We start from the raw sequence: 21,818 nt of genomic DNA, 5'->3' as shown, positions 1-21,818 counted from the left end.
TAGGAAGTTAGGGCAAACATGGATATTTACTTGATGCGACATGGTCAGACAGATTTAAATGTACAGAAGAGACTACAGGGTTCTTCTGATATTCCACTTAATGACAGGGGACGCTTTCAGGCATCAGAGACTAGAAAGCTATTTGAGGAAAAGGGCATAAAGGTTACAAAAATCATTGCAAGCCCTTTGGAAAGAGCAATTGAAACAGGTCATCTTGCTACAGGAATTGGGATGGATGAGATTGGCACGGAACAAAATCTCATTGAGATGTCCTTTGGTATATATGAGCAGCAAAATATGGAGACAGTGGATTCTGAGTTTTTAGGTAGATGCTTTGACCATCCAGAGACATATGAGCCACCTGCAAATGGTGAGTGCTATGATGAAGTTGTAGCTCGTGCAGGAGCTGTGGTTGAGATGCTTAGGAAAAAGATTTCTCACAAGGAATTTGCCGAGGATGATGTGATTCTCCTTGTAAGTCATGGTGCTCTTAGCCATGGCATGTTTGAGTACATAAAAAAGACACCACGAGAAGCATACTGGGATGTGGATTTCAATAATTGTGCTATTGCAAAGCTTACCATTGGAGTGGACAGATCAGGGGATGACTACACATTTATCTCCAATGGATTTGAAAAGAATTGGTAAAAATGCCGCAGTATTAACTGATTGGACACATTAATCATTTATAATCATTCTATTGTGATGATGGGGTGGTTATATGATTTTAAATGGCCATCACAGATGGGCGGCAGTACGGATATAACACCTATCAGCTTGAGGCGCAGGATGATGAGTGGAAGGAGAAAATATTATCTAGAGCTGAACAAATTAGGAACATGCCAATATAAATTCAGGAGAAGGTATGAAAAAAATAGAATGTGAAGCCCTGATTAGTAATTTGGATAAAGTGACATCTTTTGTGGAAGATGAGCTTGAAAGTCTAGGTTGTGGCAAGAAGCAACTGATGCAAATTACATTGGCGGTGGAAGAGATTTATGTGAATATTGCTCACTATGCCTATGGAAAATCCGATGGCGCAGGAGGAGTTGTCCCGGATTCGGGAAGTGGTCCTATGAGCCTTTCAATGTGGGGGGATAATGGACTAGTCACTTTGATTTTTGAGGATGGTGGAGTCCCTTATAATCCTCTTGAAAAGGAGGACCCAGATATTTCAGCAGATGTGAATGACAGGCAAATAGGCGGACTTGGGATTTTTATGGCGAAAAAATCCATGGACAATATGAGATATGAGTACAGGGATGGGAGAAATATTCTTACCCTTGAAAAGAGGATTGCAGTAAATGGAGGTGTGAGTATGTTAAACATTAGGGGTGGAAAAAATGGGGAGAATTTACTAATCCAGCTAGAAGGTAGATTAGATACTACAACAGCTTCACAGTTAGAGGAAAAATTGAATTCTGAAATTGATGGAGTGAAGGAACTTACTTTTGATTTGAAGGATTTGGAGTATATTTCCAGTGCGGGACTTAGGATTCTTTTATCGGCGCAGAAGACTATGAACAATCAGGGCAAGATGATTGTTAAAAATGCTTCTGAGGAGGTTCAAGAGATTTTTGAGGTTACTGGGTTTTCAGACATATTTATCATTCAATAAATGTATGTGAATTGAGAGGCGGCAAAAACCGCCTCTTTTGTGTTATAATGTCTTCGTTATTATGAAATATAGTTAGGAGATATTATGAATTTTCCAAAAGACCCAGTGATGTTACTTTCTGTGGTGAACACAGCACTTAGGGATTATTATAAGAGTTTTGATGCGTTGGTAGAGGATAATGAAGTGGATGGAGATGATATAATAGCTCGATTAGCCAGCATAGATTACTATTATGATTCATCTCAGAATAGGTTCAAATAATTATGAAAAAGTTTTTCGCAGTATTAATTAAAACAGTTTTAATATTAGTACTTATTTTGGCAGCTGGATGGTATGCCTTTGGTTCTGATGGCCCATTTTATGATCAAGGGCAGCAGCTTTATGCAATGTTGCAGGACAAGCTTGGTGGAGTAAAGGAAAACGATATAAATGCATCAGCTGAGCCTGAGGTAGAGCCTACTGTTGAAGAGCAGCCAGAGGAAGAGGAGCTTTCTCCAGAGGATTTGACAACTAGCATTGTTTTTACAGGTGATGTGGAGCTTAGCGAGCACGTTCAGTCAAAGTATGACGCTGGCGGTATTTCGGGAGTGGCTTCACCAGATGTTCAGGGACTTATGCAGAATGCGGACTTCACAATGATTAACAATGAGTTTTGTTTTTCAGAGCGAGGACAGCAGGCTCCAGATAAGGAGTACACATTTAGAGTAAATCCAAGCTATGTCAGCATTCTTAATGATTTAGGTGTGGACATTGCAGGCCTTGCCAACAATCATGTTTTAGACTATGGTCATGACGCTTTGACAGATACATTTACCACATTAAAAGACGCAGGTATTGATTATACAGGCGCAGGTAACAGCCTTGAGGAGGCTAGTCAGCTTATTGTTAAAACAGATGCCAAGGGGCGCACCTATGGATTTTTGGCATGTAGCCATGTTATTCCAGTTGCTAGTTGGAATGTTTTGAACTCGCAGCCAGGTGAGTTTTGCTTTTACGATGAAACTGACCTAATTAAGGCGGTTGAGGCAGCAGATTCACAGGTGGACTATTTATTTGTAATGGTTCACTGGGGTACGGAGCATACTACTGAGTTGACTGATTATCAGATAAATGACGGTCACAAGATGATAGATGCAGGAGCAGAGGCAGTTATAGGAATGCACAGCCATTGTCTACAGCCAGTTGAGTATTACAATGGCAAGCCAATTTTTTACAGCCTTGGCAACTTTATTTTTAACCCTACTATCAAGTCGGGCTGCGGTGGAGCAGTAGAGTTTACAGTGGACGAAAATGATGCTGTCACCTATCGAATTGTACCTATTTTTGCATCTGACGCATGCACTTCAGTAGACCCAGAAGGGTATAGCTATGTAGAGAGTATTTCTACTAATGTTGCAGTGGATGAAAATGGAATTATAAGTCCTAAATAATGTACCTATTCATAGAATTCATTCGCATAATCACAGCTAACGCTGTTTTACTTATGCTCATGTATGTATCTCACAAAATAGCTATCAACAAAATTCTGAAAGCCAGCTTTCAAACTTTAGTTGATAGCTATTTTGCTCTGAATAGGTACAAAATCAAGAACAATTAAATTTGCCATTCATTTTTCACATAAAAGTAGTAAGATAACTATTGGTTTCAAAAAACTAACACATAACCAACTCTAAATAGTTGATTAATTAAAGAAAGATAAGAGGAATTAAAAAATGGCAGGATTTGGAGCATTAATTGACATCCTAAAAAAGGATCCTAAGAAAATTGTTTTTACAGAGGGTACAGACCACAGAATTATTGAGGCATCTAGCCGTCTTCTCGGTTCTGATTTCCTTCAGCCAATTCTCATTGGTAAGGAGTCAGAGGTTAAGGAAGCTGCAGAGGATGCAGGATTTAACATCCGCGGAGCAGTTATTATTGACCCAGACAACTACGATAGATTTGACGAGATGTGCGAGCTTTTCTGTGAGCTTAGAAAGTCTAAGGGCGTTACAATGGAGCAGGCAGCTGCTACATGTAAGCAGGCTAATTACTTCGGAACAATGCTTGTAAAGATGGGTGTTGCTGATGCACTTCTCGGTGGTGCTACATACTCTACAGCAGATACAGTTCGTCCAGCACTTCAGGTTATTAAGACAAAGCCAGGCAACAGCATCGTATCTTCATGCTTCATCATGGTACGTAATTCAGCTACAGGTGATAGAGAAGTACTTGCAATGGGTGACTGCGCTATCAACATTAAGCCATCAGCTGATGAGCTTGCTGAGATCGCAGGTGAGACAGCAGCATGTGCTAAGATTTTCGGAATTGATCCAAAGATTGCTATGCTTTCATACTCAACACTTGGCTCTGGTAAGGGCGAGGATGTTGACAAGATGCGTGAGGCTACAGCAAAGGCTAAGGAGCGTTATCCTGAGCTTGATATCGAGGGAGAGCTTCAGTTTGATGCAGCAGTTTCTCCACGTGTTGCTAAGACAAAGTGCCCTGACTCTTCAGTAGCTGGTCATGCTAACACATTTATCTTCCCTGACATCAACGCAGGTAACATCGGCTACAAGATTGCTCAGCGTCTTGGTGGCTTTGATGCATACGGCCCAATCCTTCTTGGACTTAATGCACCAATCAACGACTTATCTCGTGGATGCAATGCACAGGAAGTATACTCAATGGCTATCATTACAGCTGCACTTGCATAGTCTAGAATCTACCAGAACAGTCAATATACATATGTATCTCTGACACGCTTTCGCTCTTGTCGCGCTCATTGCCCTACATAAGAAGCCTCTTGCAGAGCCTTCTAAGTAGGGATGGCGCTTTAAGGTCAGGAGATAACATATGTATACTGTCTGTTCTTTTTTTATTGCTTAAGTGTAGCTGAGATTTAACCTATGAACAACCAACTAGTCCATACATCCTCTGACACGCTTTCGCTCTTGTCGTGCTCGTTGCGTTACATAAGATGCTAGCGAAGCTACCATCTAAGTAACGACGGCACTTTAAGGTCATTGGATTGCATGAACTAGTCGGTTGTTCTTTTTTATAGCCTAAGTGCAGCTGTTCTTTATTTATGCTAGAATTGCTTAGTAATGATACGATTAATTATTTACGGAGAATATGAATGAGTAAGTGGATTTTACAGAGAAAAGCGGCGGACTATAAGGGGTTAAGTGAGAAGCTTAAGGTGGATCCGGTGATTGTGCGTCTTATGGTTAATCGCGGACTTTCGACATATGAGGAGATGGAGGAATATTTGCATCCTACTTTGGATAATTTTCCTGACCCACATCTTTTTGCGGACATGGATGAGGCCTGTGGCCTTTTGATGGATGCCATTGATGAGGGCGTGAAGATTCGCGTGGTGGGAGACTATGACGTGGATGGAATCATGTCTACCTATATTTTGACTAGTGCCATTAAAGAGGTGGGAGGCGATGTAGATTATGCTGTTCCACATAGAATGGTAGACGGATATGGCATTAATCCTGAGATGGTGCAAGCGGCTTTTGACGATGGAGTTCGTTTTATTATTACCTGTGATAATGGTATTGCGGCAGCCCCTGCTGTTGATTTGGCAAAGAAACTTGGGATGACTTTTGTGGTTACTGACCACCATGAGGTGCCTTTTGAGACTGGTGAGGATGGAAGTGTAGTGCAAAAGTTGCCTAATGCTGATGCGGTTGTGGACCCTAAGCGAAATGATTGTGGCTATCCTTTTAAGGGGATTTGCGGTGCTCAGGTGGCATGGAAATTGGTGGATGTGCTGTTTGAGTTTGTTGGACTTGATAAGGAGATGGCGGATAAGTATTTACAGTTTGCAAGCATTGCTACTGTGTGCGATGTAATGGAGCTTAAGGGGGAGAATCGAGCTACTGTTTACCATGGTCTAAAGGCTATTGAAAATACAGATAATGTGGGACTGAATGCCCTGCTCGCTAGAAATGAGCTTAAGGGGAAGCCTCTTAGCTGCTATCATCTTGGATTTATTATAGGGCCATGCCTTAATGCTAGCGGTAGACTTGATACAGCTTCAAAGGCTATTGAACTTTTATTTGAAGAGGATTCGGCAAAGGCTCTTGCCAGTGCTAATGAGCTTGTGGAGCTTAATTCTCAGCGAAAGAATATGACCCAGATTGGCATCGATAAGGCTAGGGACATTATTGAAAATAGTGATATTAAAAATCAAAATGTACTGGTTGTTTATATTCCCGAATTGCATGAGAGTTTGGCGGGCATTGTGGCAGGTAGAATTAGAGAGACCTACAACAAGCCAGTTCTTGTAATTACCGATGCGGAGGATGGAGCAAAGGGCAGCGGTCGTTCTATTCCTGCCTACAATATGTTCCAGGAGCTTACGGCAGTAAAAGATGTCTTCACTAAATTTGGTGGACATCCTATGGCTGCAGGCGTTTCTCTTTCTACTGACAAAATTGACGAGCTTAGAGATAGGCTCAATTCCAATTGCAAACTCACAGAGGATGACATGCAGGAGATTATAAAAATCGATTGCGATATGCCTCTTTCATATATGACTGAATCTCTTGTGGATAGCATAGATATGCTTGCTCCATTTGGCACAGGAAATACCAAGCCTCTTTTTGCCCTTAAAAATGTGGAGATAAAAGGTGCCAGCTTTATGGGAAAGGAGGGACAGTTCCTCAGATTAAACGTAGGTACTGAAAATGGTGGCAATATGACTGCCCTTATGTTTAGAAATGTTTTAGAGTTTCAGCAGGCGGTGTCTGATAAATATGGTGCTGACACGTTGCAGAGACTTTTTTCGGGAAATACAAATGATGTAAAAATGGATATTATATATGAGCCTTCCATTAATGAGTATAGAGGCAGTAGAAGTATACAGATTATGGTTGAAAATTTTAAATAGAGGGACTGGCATTTGTTGAATGTAGGGGTTAAATCATTTAAAATCAATTATATTATGTATAAATATTTTAAGGGATAATCGGAAGGATAATTGCTGATGGAAAAGCTAGAGAATTATACATTTGAATCCAGTGATGGACATTCAATTATTCATTGTGTTAAATGGTTGCCAGACAGAGAGCCAGTTGGTGTGATTCAGCTAGTTCATGGTATGGTTGAATATATAGAAAGATACGACGAGTTTGCTAGATTTTTGACTTCTAAGGGCTTTGTCGTAGTTGGTCATGACCATATTGGTCATGGTCATTCAGTTGAGAAGGAAGAGGACCTTGGAATTATGACAGGGGCTCATCCATCTGATGATATGGTGGAGGATATTCTCACTCATTTTTCTATTACTAAGAAAAACTATCCAGGTATTCCTTATTTCATTTTGGGACATTCAATGGGTTCATATATGCTTAGAAAGTTCTTGGCATGTAAGAGCGCATATTTGGAGGAGCTTAGCGGTGCAATTATTATGGGCACCGGATTTGAAAAGAGCGCATTCTGTAACTTTGGACTTTTTATGATAGGTGCTATTTCTCTATTTAAGGGGAAAAATTATCGCAGCACTTTGATACGTGATTTGACATATAGCGCTCCTTACAAGCAGTATGATTGCTATGGCAAGGATTTTGCCAATTCTTGGCTTACTAAAAATATTAAGAGCGTTGAGAAATATTACAGCGACCCTTATTGTACATTTATATTTTCTCTTAATGCATACCGTGGACTTGTGGAGGCTACTAAATACGCCTGCTCTAAAGAGTGTGCTAACAAGATGAGAAAGAACATTCCACTTCTTGTGATATCTGGAGAGGCAGACCCTGTTGGTAACTTGGGAGCAGGTACTAAGGCTGCATACCAGGAGCTTAAGAAGGCTGGGATTAAGGATGTTACCCTGAAGCTTTACCAGGGTGATCGTCATGAGATCTTAAATGAAATTGATAGACAACAAGTATATGAAGATATTTATCAGTGGGTGGATTCTCACTGCTAAGGATATGGAGTAGTTATGGATTCTTTGGAGCATTTAATTACAAGGTCAATAAAGACATATTACAAAAATAGGCTTTATGCTCCTATTATCTTTTTGATTGTTATTTTGGCACTTGCAATATTTTTCCCTGTGGGACATATGATAGCGCCGAGGACATATGATGAGGAGGATATTAGCCTTTATCAGTTGTACAACCAAAAGGAGCTTTACGGTAAGTTCAATCTCAAGAATCTTTATTTTACAGGCTACACCAACAAATGGCTTGATAGAACTAGAGGCTATTACTATTACACCATGATTAATTCGGAGTGTGTGGTAGTGCTACTTTCTCCAGACACTTGTGAGCAGGGCTCACCAACTATCGAGAATATTACCATTAAGGGAAAGGTGATTTATGATTCTCATTCTACCAGGACTTTGCTTGGCAACTTGGCTAACGATTTGAACTGGAATGAAGATGGTATTTTATCTACTGTTTCCACCTATAGTATTTCAGAGCCAGATGCGACAGGACTTATGTCTTCTCTGTTTGTGTTTTTGTATATACTCTTTGCAATCTACAGTGTAGCGTGTATAATTATTTTCTCGGTTTATATAGCATTTCCGGTTCTTTCTCTTCCAATTCAAAAGACCAGAGCTTATGGAAAGCCTGCTGAGATTTTGGCTGAGGCAGAAGAAGAGCTTGCTACACTTCCACAGTTGGCAACAGAGGATATGTTTATTACGGAGCATTATTTTATAGAGACCAGTAGCTATGGTGTGGCTATTGTTCCTATTGATGCCATTATTTGGATTTACAAGTATTCTACAATGCACAAGTTCCTTTGGCATCATTTTTCCATTACATACACTTTACATATTACTGCGGGCAAGCGTCATTACATTAAGTGTCCTAAGAATATTAAGAGTGATATCGATGGTATTATGGATTACCTTGCTGAGGCTAATCACAATATTTTGGTGGGATTCTCTGAGGAGAATCGTCTCAAGGTCGAGGAGATCCAGAACGATTTTGATTTTATCAGAAAGATTTCTGGCTTTTTATCTAAGAGGGTATAAAGATGGAAGCTTATACAGGCTTTGCCACTGTCTACGATAGGTACATGGATAACGTGCCTTATGACACATGGGCTACAAATATTAAGACTTTATTTGAAAAATATAATATGCCGATGGAAATCGTTTGTGATTTGGGCTGCGGTACTGGGCAGATGACCAGACGCCTTAAGGCTATGGGTTACGATATGATTGGAATAGATGTTTCTTATGACATGCTGATGGAGGCGCAGACTTCAGAGGATTCCGATGGAATCCTTTATCTATGTCAGGACATGCGTGAGTTTGAGCTCTATGGTACTGTTGGTGCTGTTGTGAGTCTTTGCGATAGTATTAATTATTTGAGAGACACTGATGAGCTTTTGCAGGTATGCAAGCTTGTTAACAATTATCTTGACCCTAAGGGACTTTTTATTTTTGATGTTAAGACTGAGCACTATTATAGAGAGCTTGGGTGCAAGACTATAGCAGAAAATCGCGATGAAGGAAGCTTTATCTGGGAAAATGAATATGACCCAGAAACTGGCGATAACAGTTATTATTTGACAATCTATGAGGAAAATGAAGATGGAACCTTTGACAGATACGAAGAGGAACATCTTCAGCATGCATTTACTCAGGAAGAGATTATAGATGCCATAAAATCAAGCGGTCTTGAATTGCTTGAGGTATGTGATGTAAACACTATGGGAGAGGCTTCTTCTGATAGTGATAGATTATATTTTGTAGCAAGAGAAATTACTAAATAATATTTACAGCTAATTTGATTATAAGTATCTAGAGAGGAGTACATTTAGATGAGTGATTATATAGTTAGAGCTACAGCGGCAAATGATGCAATCAGAGCATTTGCCATTGCAAGTAAGGATATGGTAGAGGAGGCCAGAAGTAGACATAATACTTCGCCTATAGTTACAGCAGCCCTTGGAAGAATGCTTTCAGCAGGTTCTATGATGGGCGTTATGTTAAAGGGCGAGGATGACCTTGTAACTCTTCAGATTCAGGGCAGCGGCCCAATGAAGGGTATTACAGTTACTGCCAATAGCAAGGGTCAGGTTAAGGGCTTTCCTAACGTGGCTGTAGTGGATTTGCCACCAAAGAATGGCAAGCTTGACGTAGGCGGCGCAATCGACCTTGGTATTATGCGTGTTATCAAGGATATGGGACTTAAGGACCCATACGTAGGTACAGTAGAGCTTCAGACAGGTGAGATAGCTGAGGATTTGACATATTATTATGCTGTTTCAGAGCAGATTCCTTCTACAGTTGGCTTAGGTGTTCTTATGAACAAGGACAATACAGTCAATTGTGCAGGCGGATTTATTGTTCAGCTTATGCCATTTACTCCAGAGGAAGTTATTGCTCAGATTGAGGAGAATCTCAAGACACTTCCATCTGTTACAGACATGCTTTCTGCCGGCAAGACTCCAGAGGAGATGCTTCAGACAGTATTAGCTGGACTTGATGTGGAATTTATGGAAACATACCCTGTTTGTTATAAGTGTGATTGTTCAAGAGAGCGAGTAATCAAGAGTCTTGCATCCCTTGGCAAGGAGGATATGGACGAGATAATTGCAGATGGAAAGCCAGTTGAGGTAAAGTGTCAGTTCTGCAATGAAGCCTATGAATTTTCTATCGATGAACTTAAAGGTTTTAGAAAAAACTAAAATTTCGATGGAAAACTATCCATTGCGTCGAATAAAACCGGGCTTTTTTTGAAAAGTTTATATGGTTTTATGGATTTTTTTCGTGTAAACTGATTCTCGGAGTTATTATGTCTTTTATAGAGGTAAAATGATGAGCACTAGTAAAAAAGATAAGGGTCAAAAAAAATCTTTTAGCAAGGCGGCTATGATTAAGGCCGGCATCATAGTAGGAGCATTACTTATTATTTATCTTGCTGGATGTATTTATTTTAATGACCATTTCTATATTCGAAGCAAAGTTAATGGCGTTGGAGCATCTTTTAAGGATGCTCAGGGCGCATACGACAAAATTATCAATAGCGCAGACCACTACAACATCACATTTGTAGATGGAGATGGCAATGTAGTTAATGAAGTTAGTTCTGCAGAGTTGGGTGTAGGAGTTAACTATCAGGTAGATCAGGTTCAGCTTCTTCTTGATAGCCAGACAGGTTTTAACTGGGTTGGTAGATTATTTGTTCCAGCTGAGTATTACACAGCCACAGGTAATTCTTATGATGCAACAAAAGTTAAATCAGTTGCTTCTTCACTTGATTTTAGCGGACAGCAGTCTACTACAGAGTCTCAGGATGCCTACATCGATTTTGACGGTAGCCAGTTTGTTGTTGTTGAAGAGGTATATGGAGACAGGATTGATGAAGAGGGCGTAGAGGCAGCCATCATCGATGCTGTTGAGAATCTCAGGACAGAGATTAATATTTCTGATGGCACATGTTATCACAAGCCAGCAGTACTTGCTGAGGATGATAATATCAATGCCGCAGTTGATGTTTTAAACGGATATATGAATACAGCTATCCACTATGACCTTGGTGAGGGGATTACAGAAGAAATCCCTGCAGCCACAAAGGCTACATGGTTTACATGGGATGATGATTTCAATGTTACATTTAATAGAGATGCAATAGGCGAGTATGTTGATTCCATGGGTGAGAAATACAACACCTACGGCAAGGCTAAGCCATTTACAACCACATCTGGAGAGGAGATTTCAGTTCCAGCAGGTTCATTTGGTTGGAAGATTGCATACGATGGTGAGATTGATCAGATTATAGCTGATCTTACAGCAGGTCAGGAGGTTACTAGAGACTTTACATATCTTTACCGTGGTACCAGCCATGGAGAGCATGACTATGGCAATTCTTACGTAGAGGTTAATCTTTCTGAGCAGCATGCATACGTATATAAGGATGGCCAGATGGTCATTGATTCAGATTTTGTATCTGGTAATATTTCTGCAGGTAATGGCACTCACACAGGCGTATATCCTATTGCCTACAAGGAAAAGGATGCCACACTTCGCGGCGACAATTATGCTACACCTGTTGATTATTGGATGCCATTTAATATGGGCGAGGGCCTTCACGATGCTAAGTGGCGCTCTAGCTTTGGTGGTAATATTTACAAGACTAGCGGTAGCCATGGATGTATCAACTTACCAAAGGACAAGGCTAAGGAGATATTCGAAACAGTAGAGGCAGGATGGCCTGTTATCGTATTCTATACAGGTAATACTGAGCAAGATAATTACTTGATTGTAAACCCTCAGATCAAGGTGCAGCAGCTTATTGCAGAAATTGAAGCAGTTACTCTTGAATCAGAGGCCCAGATTGTTTCTGCAAGAATCCAGTACGATGCCCTTTCTGATGAGCAGAAGGCAGAGGTTACTAATTATCAGGATCTTGTCAATGCAGAACTTCAGTTGATTGCACTTAAGCAACAGGCAGGATTGGATGCAGGAGCTCAGGAGCCTGCTCCAGAGGTAGCTCCAGAAGTAGCACCTGTTCCTGCAGAATAGATTACATATTGACCACTTTTAACTAGCATTACATGAGGAAGAATAATGAAAAATTGGAAGGACAATGTTCGAAAAGTAGTACCTTATACACCTGGAGAACAGCCAAAAGCTAAAGTAATTAAGCTTAACACCAATGAAAATCCATACCCACCAAGTCCTTTGGTGGGTAATGCTATTTCCGGTGTTACTTTGGATTCTCTTAGAAAGTATCCAGACCCAGCCTGTGATATTTTGATATCTGCTATTGCAAAATATCACGGATTTGACAAGGAAAACGTATTTGTTGGAGTAGGTTCTGATGATGTGTTAGCCATGGGCTTTCTCACATTTTTTAATTCAAATGAGCCTGTTTTATTCCCAGATATTACATATTCTTTTTATGATGTTTGGGCTGAGTTGTTTAGGATTCCATATGTGGTTAAGCCACTTGATGATGATTTCAAAATCATAGCATCTGACTATGAGGGCCCATGCGGAGGTATTGTGATTCCTAATCCAAATGCTCCAACTGGCGTAGCTGAGCCTGTGTCATTCTTCGAGGATATTATTAAGGCTCATCCTGAGTGTGTAGTTATAATTGATGAGGCTTATGTTGATTTTGGCTCTCAGTCTTGCATTGAGCTCACTAGAAAATATGACAATGTACTTGTTGTTCGTACATTCTCTAAGTCACGTGCCATGGCAGGCAACCGTATCGGTTATGCCGTGGGTTCAAAGGAACTTATTAAGTATCTTTCAGATTGCAAGTTCTCATTTAACTCATACACTATGGATACCATCACTCTTGCAGCTGGTGTTGCATCTATCGAGGATGATGAGTATTTCAAGGCCAGAGTTCAGGACGTTATTGCTACAAGAGAGTGGACCAAGGATCAGCTTAGTGAACTTGGATTTTCTTTCCCTGATTCTAAGAGCAATTTTATTTTTGCTAAGCATGAATCAGTGGATGCAATACATATTTTTGAGGAGCTTAAGAAGAGGGGCATCTATGTCCGCCACTTCTCTAAGCCTGAGCGCATAGCGGATTATTTGCGTATATCTATTGGTACAGATGAGGAGATGCGCACATTTATCGCTGAATTAAGTGAAATAGTTAAATAGCACAGTTTTATTGTGATTTTATATTAAGGAGTTTATTTATGATTCATTATTTAATTGCTTTTTTGATTTCTATGGTACCTTTGATTGAGCTTAGAATTGCTGTTCCTTATGCTCTTCACCATCATCTTGATGTATTACCAAGTTATATTATTTGTATTATTGGTAATATGATTCCTGTTCCTATTATTTTCTTTTATGCAAGAAAGGTTTTGGAGTGGGGCAAGGATAAAAAAGGAATAGGTAAGTTCTTTACTTTTTGTTTGGAAAAAGGCCACAAAGGTGGTGTTAAATTAAAGGAAAAGACAGGCAAAGGTTTGTATTTTGCATTATTTTTATTTGTAGGCATTCCAGTTCCTGGTACTGGCGCATGGACAGGTACACTTGCAGCATCAATTCTTGATATGGATTTTAAGAGAAGTGTTAGAGCTATAATCTGCGGTGTTGTTCTTGCTGGTGTAATTATGGGCGTTGGCATGAAGATTCTTATGTTTTTAGCTGGTTTGTTTGTATAATATAAGAGGATTTTAGATGAATGTAGTAGAATTTATTGTTAATGTTACAGCTATTTTTTCAGGTTTGTTTATTTATATTGGAGTTATTAAGTCTGAGTGGGGCAAGAAGCATGCACATCATCAGTATTTGATTATGCTTGGTGCAGTACTTGCTGGCGCATTAATTGGAGGAGTCTTAAGATGGCTACTAGTGGTAAGGTAAAGGGCCAGACTGCTTGTGAATACTGTAATAATTTCGTCTGGGACGAGGAGGATGAACAGTATTACTGCGAGATGGACATGGATGAAGACGACTATGTCCGCCTAGTTACTGGCCATTATAGCGAGTGTCCATATTTTGTTAATGGAGACGAATATAAGGTAGTTAGACACCAGATGTAGTTATGTGTTATTATAGAAGTAAGTTTGTATAGGAGGTAACAATGGAGAATTTTAAAATGAAAAAATTATTTAAGAGAATAGCGTCATTTGCAATGGCGGTTGCAATGACTTTATCAGTGTCTGTTACTGCTAAGGCAGCTACAGCAGGTATCGATGTTTCTAAATATCAGGGGGCTATTAACTGGTCAGCAGTTGCTGCTTCTGGTATTTCTTTTACATTTATTAAGGCAGGAAGCACAAATAAGGGAATGGACCCATATTTTGTTTCGAATGTACAGGGTGCTCAGGCAGCTGGTGTTCGTACTGGTGTATATATTTATTCATACGCTACAACTCCAGAGGCTGCAGCGGCAGAGGCAGAGTTGCTTCTTCAGTGGATTGAGCCATACAATATCAACTTCCCAGTAGCTATTGATATTGAGGATAATGTACAAAAGGGACTTGATGCTGGTACATGTACAGCTATTGCTAATACATTCTGCAGCATTGTTTCACAGGCAGGTTACACACCAATCGTTTACACATACACTAACTTCTACAAGTCACACTTTACATCAGGTCTTGCTTATGACAAGTGGATTGCCCAGTATGCAGATCACAATGACACACCAGGTTGGGCTATTTGGCAGTATTCTTCAAGCGGATCAGTTCCAGGAATCGCTGGTCGTGTAGATATGAATACAGCAGCTAAGGATTATACAGCATTTATCCCAGCAGTAGGTCTTCTTGATATGGGAGCTGGCAATGTATACTTCTTCAACAACTATCGTAGACAGTTTGGTTGGGTAGATGTTGCAGGTGTTAAGTATCACACAGATCCTACAACAGGTATCGTAACTACAGGTTGGTTTGCTGATGAGACTGGTTCATATTACTTTACACCAGGCACAGCTAACGCAGCAGTAGGTCTTAATACAATTGATAATGGTATTTATTACTTCAATGAGGCTGCACAGCTTCAGACAGGTTGGTTAGAGCTTGATGGATTTACATTCTTCTTTAACCCAGCAGAAAATGGTAAGCTCTTCACAGGTTGGTGGTCTGATCCAGCAGTTGGCACTCGTTACTTAGATACAACTGATGGTCACATGCTTACAGGTCTTTCTGTAATTGGCAAGGATATGTACTTCTTCAATGAGCAGGGTCTCCTTCAGACAGGTTGGATCGATGTTCAGGGTGCTACATATATGTTCAATCCTAACGACAACGGTAAGATGTACAAGGGATGGTGGACAGACCCAACAGGTACATACTACTTAGATGCAGTTGATGCTCATAGAGTGACTGGTCTTACATCAATCGATGGTTCAGTTTACTACTTCAATGAGACAGGTCAGATGCAGGTAGGCGCTGTCAATGTTGGCGGTGTTACATACTTCTTCGGCGCAGATGGTAAGATGCAGACAGGTATCCAGGCAGTAGGAGATGCTACATACTTCTTCGGAGCTGACGGTGCTATGGCTACAGGATTTATCCAGACAAAGGACGGCGTATACTACGCTGGCGCTGATGGTAAGCTTGTAATTGGTCAGGCAGTTCAGATTGGTGCTGGTCAGTACTTATTCGGAGCTGATGGTAAGATGGTTGTTAATCAGGTAGTACAGATTGGCGCTACATTATATCAGACAGATGAGACTGGTCTTGTAGTTGCAGCTGCTCCTGCACCACAGGCTACTATTACAACAAAAGCAAAATAATTTAATTAAAAACTATTGCCATCTGGCTTGGAGTAATCCTTGCCAGATGGCTTTTTTATTGGTGCGAGAGTTGGACTATAAAAAGTTATAAGTATTTAGCTAATACCTATTGACAAGTAGTTAAATAATTATTATCATATCTTCAGAAAGTTTTGAAAGGATAATAGTTATGAACAAGACGCTTAATGTTATTTACGAGGAAGTAGCAGAAGTTACAGGCTTGTCAATTGATGAGAAGACAGAGACACTAGTTGGTGTCAGCAATGGATATCATCTTACAATAGGTATGAAAGATAATGCCTATGTCATGTATGCTTCAGCTAGAAAAAACGGAAGTCTTCCTGACAAGGAATTTACAAAAGAGGCCAAGAAGGCTATCGAGGGAGTGCGAACAGTTGCTGTTCAGGGAAATAATATTGCCGTCTGGATTGCAGGAGCTACAAAAAATAAAGTAATAGAAAACATGATATCAGCTATAAAGGGTACTACAGAGTATTTCAGAGCTAATGGTTATGAGGACGTCTGTGAATACTGTGGCAAGCCATCTGATAGAATTAATATATATAACATCAGCGGAGGGATTAGCTTCCTCTGTGAGGATTGTTATGCACAGATTAATCAGTCAATAAAAAATGCACAGTTTGATGAAGAAAATACCGAGGAAAATGTTTTAGGAGGTATTTTAGGAGCTATATTAGGTAGCATCATTGGTGCTATTGTCATTGTAGTTGTTGCACAGCTGGGATATGTGGCTGTACTGTCAGGTGTTGTTATGGGTGTAACAACAATCTGTGGTTATGAGAAGCTTGGCAAAAAGCTTTCTGGTAAGGGCGTTGCCATTAGTGCTCTTGTAATGATTGCAATGGTCTTTGTAGCAGAGATTGTGCAGTGGAATATAGTATTTTCTAGGGAAATGGGAATAGATTTCTTTGATGGTCTTAGTATATTTGGAACATTCCTTGCAGATAGTGAGGTTAAGACAGATTTTATTATCTCATTGATGGAGTCTTACGCATTTACAGCCCTTGGAGCTATTCCTGCTGTTTATAGCTCATTGAAGAAGAGAAAAGTTGCTTATGATGCATACCAAATACAGTAATAAGAGCAAATAAAAATGACTAGCAGATTCTGCTAGTCATTTTTGTTTGCCACAGCGCACCCATTGCCGAAGGCAATTTTCAATGTGCGCTTTCCCGCATTAGTCATCATTAAGCTCGTCGTCAGAAAGCTCAAGGACTGCACGCTTACGAGCCATCTCATCTGATTCAAGATACTCGTCGTATGTAGTCATCTTATCAATCATCTGTCCGTTAGGAAGAATCTCTATGATACGATTAGCTGTTGTCTGTACGATTTCGTGGTCACGAGAAGAGAAGAGGATAACACCTGAAAACTTCTGGAGACCAGTGTTGAGTGCTGTGATACTTTCCATATCAAGGTGGTCAGTAGGCTCATCAAGCATAAGTACGTTAGAATTCTCAATCATCATACGTGAAAGAAGAACACGTACCTTTTCACCACCGGATAATACCTTCATCTTCTTAGCACCGTCATCACCTGCGAAAAGCATACGTCCAAGGAAACCACGTACATAAGTAGCATCCTTAATCTCAGAGAACTGTGTAAGCCAATCTACGATTAAAAGGTCAGTGCTGAAAATCTCTGTATTGTCCTTAGGGAAGTAAGACTGGCTTGTTGTAACGCCCCACTTGTAGCTTCCCTCATCTGGCTCCATCTCGCCAGCGAGAATCTGGAACAATACTGTCTTAGCCTTTTCGTTAGAACCAACAAAAGCAATCTTGTCTTCACGACCAACATTGAATGAAAGGTGATCTAAGATAAGCTCACCGTCGATAGTCTTAGTAAGATTTTCAACTGAAAGAACTTCGTTACCAATTTCACGAGCTGGTCTAAAGTCGATATATGGATACTTACGGCTTGAAGGACGGATGTCATCAAGCTGAATCTTTTCAAGTGCACGCTTACGAGATGTAGCCTGCTTAGATTTAGAAGCGTTAGCAGAGAATCGCTGGATGAATTCCTGTAATTCCTTGATCTGCTCTTCCTTTTTCTTGTTAGCTTCCTTACGCTGCTGGATAATGAGCTGTGAACTCTGATACCAGAAATCGTAGTTACCAGCGTAGAGCTGAATCTTGCCATAATCGATATCTGCTGTATGTGTACATACCTTATTAAGGAAGTAACGGTCATGGGATACAACAATAACTGTATTTTCAAAGTTAATAAGGAACTCCTCTAACCAACCGATAGCATCTAAATCAAGGTGGTTAGTAGGCTCATCAAGAAGGAGTACATCAGGTGAACCAAAAAGTGCACGAGCAAGAAGAATCTTGACCTTAAGGGCACCAGGAAGCTCTGACATGAGAGTGTAGTGGAACTCTGTGTCTACACCAAGACCATTTAAAAGTGTAGCGGCATCAGACTCTGCATTCCAACCATCCATCTCTGCAAACTCAGTCTCAAGCTCAGCTGCGCGGATACCATCCTCATCAGAGAAGTCTTCCTTCATATAGATAGCGTCCTTTTCCTTCATGATGTCATAGAGACGCTGGTTACCCATGATAACAGTATCAAGAGCTGTGAACTCATCATATTTGAAGTGATCCTGCTCTAAGAATGAAAGTCTGTTTCCAGGGCTCATTGTAATCTCGCCGCTTGTAGGCTCCAACTGGCCAGATAAAATCTTAAGGAAGGTAGACTTACCAGCACCGTTAGCACCGATGATACCGTAGCAGTTACCTTCAGTAAATTTGATATTAACTTCTTCGAAAAGGGCCTTTTTGCCAAAACGAAGAGTAACATTATTTGCTTGAATCATTATTACTTTCCTTTCTCTATACAAAAAAACAAGTTGGAAAACTAGGCATGCCAAAGTAAGTCCAACTAATAAAATCAAAACCTGTGTAATGATACCAAAAAAATGCAAAAATGTCTAGAAAATTGCAACTTTTTGGGAATTGTGAATGTTGCTTTTTGCAATGTTAAATTATATAATATTTAATAAAATTTTTGGGAAGGTGGTGATACCGTGGCAGAAAAGACAAAGACAGAATTAGAAACACTAGAACGCAAGATTTCTGTGGAAAATCGCGGTGTCATAGCAACAGCTGACTTTGTAGACCCTGAGGAGCTCTACAAGGAGCTTATTGCGCGTGTGCAAAAGTACCACCCAAATACTGATATTTCTATGATTGAGAAGGCTTATCAGATTGCGTCCAAGGCCCATGAGGGACAGATGCGCAAGTCCGGTGAGCCTTATATTATACATCCACTTTGCGTAGCTATTATTTTGGCTGACTTGGAGCTTGATAAAGAGACTATTGTAGCTGGTATCCTTCATGATGTGGTAGAGGACACAATCCTTAGCAAGGAGGAGATTGCTGAAGAGTTTTCTGAGGAAGTTGCAGAGCTTGTAGATGGAGTTACCAAATTAGGCCAGTTGAGCTACGATGCTGACAAGGTAGAAATCCAGGCAGAGAATCTTCGTAAGATGTTTCTTGCCATGGCTCGTGATATTAGAGTTATCCTTATTAAGCTTGCAGATAGACTTCACAACATGCGTACACTCAAGTACATGAAGCCTGAGAAGCAAAAGGAAAAGGCCAGAGAGACTATGGAGATATATGCTCCTTTGGCTCAGAGACTTGGTATCAGCAAGGTAAAAATTGAGCTGGATGACTTATCTCTTAAGTATTTAGAGCCAGAGGCATATTATGACCTTGTTGAAAAGATAGCTCTTAGAAGAAATCAGCGTACTGAGTACATTAATTCACTGGTAGATGATGTTGCTAAGCACATCAAAGAAGCTGATATTCAGGCTGATGTATATGGCCGAGCTAAGCATTTCTTTAGTATCTATAAGAAGATGGTGAATCAGAACAAGACCATCGATCAGATATATGACTTATTTGCAGTACGTATCATAGTTGACTCTATCAAGGACTGTTATGCAGCTCTTGGTGTTATACATGAGATGTACACTCCAATTCCAGGCCGTTTTAAGGACTACATTGCTATGCCAAAGCCTAATATGTATCAGTCTTTGCATACTACAGTCATCGGACCTAATGGAGCTCCATTTGAGATTCAGATTCGTACATACGAGATGCACCGCACTAGCGAATACGGTATCGCTGCTCACTGGAAATACAAGGAGAGCGGTGAGGGTTCATCAGTTGTAGGCGAAGAGGAGAAGCTTTCATGGCTTAGAGAGATTCTTGAGTGGCAACAGGAGATTTCCGACAATAAGGAATTCTCATCTTTATTAAAATCAGATTTAAATTTATTCTCGGATACAGTATTCTGTTTTACTCCTAGTGGAGATGTTAAGAATTTGCCTAACGGCTCTACACCTATCGATTTTGCCTACGCTATTCACTCGGCAGTAGGTAATAGGATGATTGGTGCCAAGGTCAATGGCAAGCTGGTTCCAATAGACTATGAGATTCAAAATGGTGACAGAATTGAGATTGTCACATCTCAGAATACTAATGGACCTAGCCGTGACTGGCTCAATATTGTTAAGTCTTCTCAGGCTAAGAATAAGATTAACCAGTGGTTTAGAACTCAATCCAAGGACGAGAATATTGCAAAAGGTAAGGAACTTCTTATCAATTCAGCAAAGCAAAAGGGCTTTGATTTAGGTGATCTTAATAAGCCAAAGTATCAGGAGCTTATTAAGAATAAATTTGGATTCCATAGCTGGGAGGATACACTTGCAGCTATTGGTCAGGGAGCCATCAAAGAAGGTAATGTTATTAACCGAATGCATGCTGCATGGGAGAAGGATCATCCTGTTAAGGTTACAGATGAAGAGGTTCTTGCTGAGCATTCTGGAACTGGAGAGAAGATTCGTCCTAAGTCTAAAAATGGCATTACTGTCAGCGGACTTTACGATGTATCTGTTCGTTTCTCCAAGTGCTGTAATCCAGTGCCAGGTGATGAAATTGTCGGCTTTGTCACAAGAGGACGTGGTGTTTCCATCCATCGTACCGATTGTATTAATATGATTAATCTTCCTGATTTTGAAAAGGAGCGTCTCATTGAGGCCGAGTGGGCTCAGGATGCTGAAGATGATGGACAAAAGGGCGGAGTTTACCTTACAGAGATTAATATTTACGGTAACAATCGTACAGGACTTCTTGTTGATATTACCCGTATATTTACAGAGAGAGAAATCGATATAGATTCAATTCACTCTAAGACTAGCAAGCAGGGTGTGGCTACTATCACCATAAAGTTTGGTACCCACAGCAAGGAGCAGCTTAGAGCTCTTGTAGAGAAGATTAAGCAGGTTGAATCAATCATCGATGTTGAGAGAACTAGAGGATAAAATGAAAGTTGCACATGTACTTCTTCCTGTTTGCGCAATGAATTGTTATTTGGCAATCAATGATGCGACAGGAGAATCAATTATTGTAGATCCAGGCTCTTCCCCAGAGCGAATAAAAAAAGCTGTTGAGGCATCTGGTGCTAGACCGGTTGCTATCATTCTTACCCATGGTCATTTTGATCATGTGGGAGCGGCAGAGGAGATTGCAGGAGAATATGGTATCAAGGTATACGCATACGAGGGAGAGCGAGAGACTCTTGAGAATCCTTCAGTGAATTTGTCCGCAGATATGATTTTCAAGCCAAAGGCTTATCATGTAGATGTATATCTTAAGGATGAGCAGGAGGTAGAGCTTGCAGGACTTAAGTTTAAGTGCCTTGCTACACCAGGACATACACCTGGTGGATGCTGCTTCTATTTTGCTGATGCAGGTCTTGTATTTACTGGAGATACACTTTTCTGTGGCTCCGTTGGACGTACAGATTTCCCTGGCGGTTCTATGGCCCAGCTTGTTGATAGTATAAAAAATAAGCTTATGGTACTACCTGATGATACAATCTGCTATCCAGGTCATGAGAGCGCCACTACCATTGGAGATGAAAAAATATATAATCCATATCTGTAGAAAATACTATAATCCGTTACACTATTGAGCTTTTGTAATACTCTGCTT

20 protein-coding genes are annotated in these 21,818 nt (G+C 40.3%); 19 read left to right on the top strand and 1 reads right to left on the bottom strand.

Annotated features, from left to right (window positions below; all coding sequences use genetic code 11):
* Positions 1-18 precede the first annotated feature (18 nt).
* The 17 genes from BLP50_RS04940 (at position 19) to BLP50_RS04855 (ending at position 16,891) form a co-directional block, all read left to right on the top strand.
* Positions 19-648, top strand: coding sequence for a histidine phosphatase family protein (locus tag BLP50_RS04940; protein WP_090151937.1), 630 nt, complete (start codon positions 19-21; stop codon positions 646-648).
* A 217-nt stretch (positions 649-865) separates the two neighbouring features.
* The gene (locus BLP50_RS14585; protein WP_330386057.1) at positions 866-1,618 is read left to right on the top strand and encodes an anti-sigma factor antagonist; all 753 of its coding nucleotides are present in this window, start codon (positions 866-868) and stop codon (positions 1,616-1,618) included.
* Positions 1,619-1,702: 84 nt separating this feature from the next.
* Positions 1,703-1,879: a DUF4250 domain-containing protein gene (locus BLP50_RS04925; RefSeq protein ID WP_090151934.1), complete on the top strand. Its 177-nt coding sequence runs from the start codon at positions 1,703-1,705 to the stop codon at positions 1,877-1,879.
* 2 nt (positions 1,880-1,881) lie between these two features.
* The gene (locus tag BLP50_RS04920) at positions 1,882-3,048 is read left to right on the top strand and encodes a CapA family protein (RefSeq protein WP_090151931.1); all 1,167 of its coding nucleotides are present in this window, start codon (positions 1,882-1,884) and stop codon (positions 3,046-3,048) included.
* A gap of 282 nt (positions 3,049-3,330) precedes the next feature.
* Positions 3,331-4,314, top strand: a complete 984-nt coding sequence (pta, locus tag BLP50_RS04915; protein WP_090151927.1) for a phosphate acetyltransferase — start codon at positions 3,331-3,333, stop codon at positions 4,312-4,314.
* 422 nt (positions 4,315-4,736) lie between these two features.
* The gene (gene recJ, locus BLP50_RS04910) at positions 4,737-6,500 is read left to right on the top strand and encodes a single-stranded-DNA-specific exonuclease RecJ (RefSeq protein WP_090151924.1); all 1,764 of its coding nucleotides are present in this window, start codon (positions 4,737-4,739) and stop codon (positions 6,498-6,500) included.
* Positions 6,501-6,596: 96 nt separating this feature from the next.
* Complete coding sequence (locus tag BLP50_RS04905) at positions 6,597-7,541, top strand: alpha/beta fold hydrolase (protein ID WP_090151920.1); 945 nt, start codon at positions 6,597-6,599, stop codon at positions 7,539-7,541.
* A 15-nt stretch (positions 7,542-7,556) separates the two neighbouring features.
* Positions 7,557-8,600, top strand: coding sequence for a DUF6709 family protein (locus BLP50_RS04900; protein ID WP_090151917.1), 1,044 nt, complete (start codon positions 7,557-7,559; stop codon positions 8,598-8,600).
* 2 nt (positions 8,601-8,602) lie between these two features.
* Positions 8,603-9,346, top strand: a complete 744-nt coding sequence (locus BLP50_RS04895) for a class I SAM-dependent DNA methyltransferase (protein ID WP_090151914.1) — start codon at positions 8,603-8,605, stop codon at positions 9,344-9,346.
* Positions 9,347-9,394: 48 nt separating this feature from the next.
* Positions 9,395-10,264 (top strand): Hsp33 family molecular chaperone HslO, encoded by an 870-nt coding sequence (gene hslO, locus BLP50_RS04890; RefSeq protein ID WP_090151911.1) that lies wholly within the window; start codon positions 9,395-9,397, stop codon positions 10,262-10,264.
* Positions 10,265-10,394: 130 nt separating this feature from the next.
* Entirely contained in the window at positions 10,395-12,101 is a 1,707-nt protein-coding gene (locus BLP50_RS04885; RefSeq protein WP_176753691.1) for a L,D-transpeptidase family protein, read from the top strand.
* Between the two features lie 45 nt (positions 12,102-12,146).
* Positions 12,147-13,202, top strand: coding sequence for a histidinol-phosphate transaminase (gene hisC, locus BLP50_RS04880; protein WP_090151904.1), 1,056 nt, complete (start codon positions 12,147-12,149; stop codon positions 13,200-13,202).
* Positions 13,203-13,240: 38 nt separating this feature from the next.
* Positions 13,241-13,714: a COG2426 family protein gene (locus tag BLP50_RS04875; protein WP_090151901.1), complete on the top strand. Its 474-nt coding sequence runs from the start codon at positions 13,241-13,243 to the stop codon at positions 13,712-13,714.
* Between the two features lie 16 nt (positions 13,715-13,730).
* Positions 13,731-13,916 (top strand): hypothetical protein, encoded by a 186-nt coding sequence (locus BLP50_RS04870; protein WP_090151898.1) that lies wholly within the window; start codon positions 13,731-13,733, stop codon positions 13,914-13,916.
* Positions 13,895-14,095 carry a DUF6472 family protein gene (locus tag BLP50_RS04865; protein ID WP_090151896.1) on the top strand — a complete coding sequence of 67 codons (201 nt, stop codon included), beginning with the start codon at positions 13,895-13,897 and terminating at the stop codon, positions 14,093-14,095. Before BLP50_RS04870 ends, BLP50_RS04865 begins: the two co-directional genes overlap by 22 nt.
* Positions 14,096-14,136: 41 nt before the next feature.
* Positions 14,137-15,792 (top strand): GH25 family lysozyme, encoded by a 1,656-nt coding sequence (locus BLP50_RS04860; protein ID WP_090151893.1) that lies wholly within the window; start codon positions 14,137-14,139, stop codon positions 15,790-15,792.
* Positions 15,793-15,961: 169 nt separating this feature from the next.
* Positions 15,962-16,891 (top strand): hypothetical protein, encoded by a 930-nt coding sequence (locus BLP50_RS04855; RefSeq protein ID WP_090151889.1) that lies wholly within the window; start codon positions 15,962-15,964, stop codon positions 16,889-16,891.
* 99 nt (positions 16,892-16,990) lie between these two features.
* On the opposite strand, the gene BLP50_RS04850 is transcribed toward BLP50_RS04855, so the two are convergent.
* Entirely contained in the window at positions 16,991-18,631 is a 1,641-nt protein-coding gene (locus tag BLP50_RS04850; RefSeq protein ID WP_090151886.1) for an ABC-F family ATP-binding cassette domain-containing protein, read from the bottom strand.
* A 210-nt stretch (positions 18,632-18,841) separates the two neighbouring features.
* On the opposite strand from BLP50_RS04850, the gene BLP50_RS04845 reads away from it, so the two are divergent.
* Together BLP50_RS04845 and BLP50_RS04840 are read left to right on the top strand one after the other, a co-directional pair.
* Positions 18,842-21,145 (top strand): RelA/SpoT family protein, encoded by a 2,304-nt coding sequence (locus BLP50_RS04845; RefSeq protein ID WP_090151883.1) that lies wholly within the window; start codon positions 18,842-18,844, stop codon positions 21,143-21,145.
* Position 21,146: 1 nt separating this feature from the next.
* The gene (locus BLP50_RS04840; RefSeq protein WP_090151880.1) at positions 21,147-21,770 is read left to right on the top strand and encodes an MBL fold metallo-hydrolase; all 624 of its coding nucleotides are present in this window, start codon (positions 21,147-21,149) and stop codon (positions 21,768-21,770) included.
* The last annotated feature ends 48 nt before the right edge of the window (positions 21,771-21,818 follow it).

It is taken from the genome of Pseudobutyrivibrio sp. AR14 (assembly GCF_900101325.1).
Lineage (GTDB): Bacteria > Bacillota > Clostridia > Lachnospirales > Lachnospiraceae > Pseudobutyrivibrio.
This window is presented reverse-complemented; position numbering and strand designations above follow the sequence as displayed.

Coding starts and splice junctions, on each gene's coding strand:
- recJ (WP_090151924.1), top strand. CDS start 4,737: ATGAGTAAGTGGATTTTACAGAGAAAAGCGGCGGACTATAAGGGGTTA.
- hslO (WP_090151911.1), top strand. CDS start 9,395: ATGAGTGATTATATAGTTAGAGCTACAGCGGCAAATGATGCAATCAGA.
- BLP50_RS04895 (WP_090151914.1), top strand. CDS start 8,603: ATGGAAGCTTATACAGGCTTTGCCACTGTCTACGATAGGTACATGGAT.
- hisC (WP_090151904.1), top strand. CDS start 12,147: ATGAAAAATTGGAAGGACAATGTTCGAAAAGTAGTACCTTATACACCT.
- BLP50_RS04865 (WP_090151896.1), top strand. CDS start 13,895: ATGGCTACTAGTGGTAAGGTAAAGGGCCAGACTGCTTGTGAATACTGT.
- BLP50_RS14585 (WP_330386057.1), top strand. CDS start 866: ATGAAAAAAATAGAATGTGAAGCCCTGATTAGTAATTTGGATAAAGTG.
- BLP50_RS04905 (WP_090151920.1), top strand. CDS start 6,597: ATGGAAAAGCTAGAGAATTATACATTTGAATCCAGTGATGGACATTCA.
- pta (WP_090151927.1), top strand. CDS start 3,331: ATGGCAGGATTTGGAGCATTAATTGACATCCTAAAAAAGGATCCTAAG.
- BLP50_RS04925 (WP_090151934.1), top strand. CDS start 1,703: ATGAATTTTCCAAAAGACCCAGTGATGTTACTTTCTGTGGTGAACACA.
- BLP50_RS04860 (WP_090151893.1), top strand. CDS start 14,137: ATGGAGAATTTTAAAATGAAAAAATTATTTAAGAGAATAGCGTCATTT.
- BLP50_RS04920 (WP_090151931.1), top strand. CDS start 1,882: ATGAAAAAGTTTTTCGCAGTATTAATTAAAACAGTTTTAATATTAGTA.
- BLP50_RS04885 (WP_176753691.1), top strand. CDS start 10,395: ATGAGCACTAGTAAAAAAGATAAGGGTCAAAAAAAATCTTTTAGCAAG.
- BLP50_RS04870 (WP_090151898.1), top strand. CDS start 13,731: ATGAATGTAGTAGAATTTATTGTTAATGTTACAGCTATTTTTTCAGGT.
- BLP50_RS04840 (WP_090151880.1), top strand. CDS start 21,147: ATGAAAGTTGCACATGTACTTCTTCCTGTTTGCGCAATGAATTGTTAT.
- BLP50_RS04940 (WP_090151937.1), top strand. CDS start 19: ATGGATATTTACTTGATGCGACATGGTCAGACAGATTTAAATGTACAG.
- BLP50_RS04850 (WP_090151886.1), bottom strand. CDS start 18,631: ATGATTCAAGCAAATAATGTTACTCTTCGTTTTGGCAAAAAGGCCCTT.
- BLP50_RS04875 (WP_090151901.1), top strand. CDS start 13,241: ATGATTCATTATTTAATTGCTTTTTTGATTTCTATGGTACCTTTGATT.
- BLP50_RS04900 (WP_090151917.1), top strand. CDS start 7,557: ATGGATTCTTTGGAGCATTTAATTACAAGGTCAATAAAGACATATTAC.
- BLP50_RS04855 (WP_090151889.1), top strand. CDS start 15,962: ATGAACAAGACGCTTAATGTTATTTACGAGGAAGTAGCAGAAGTTACA.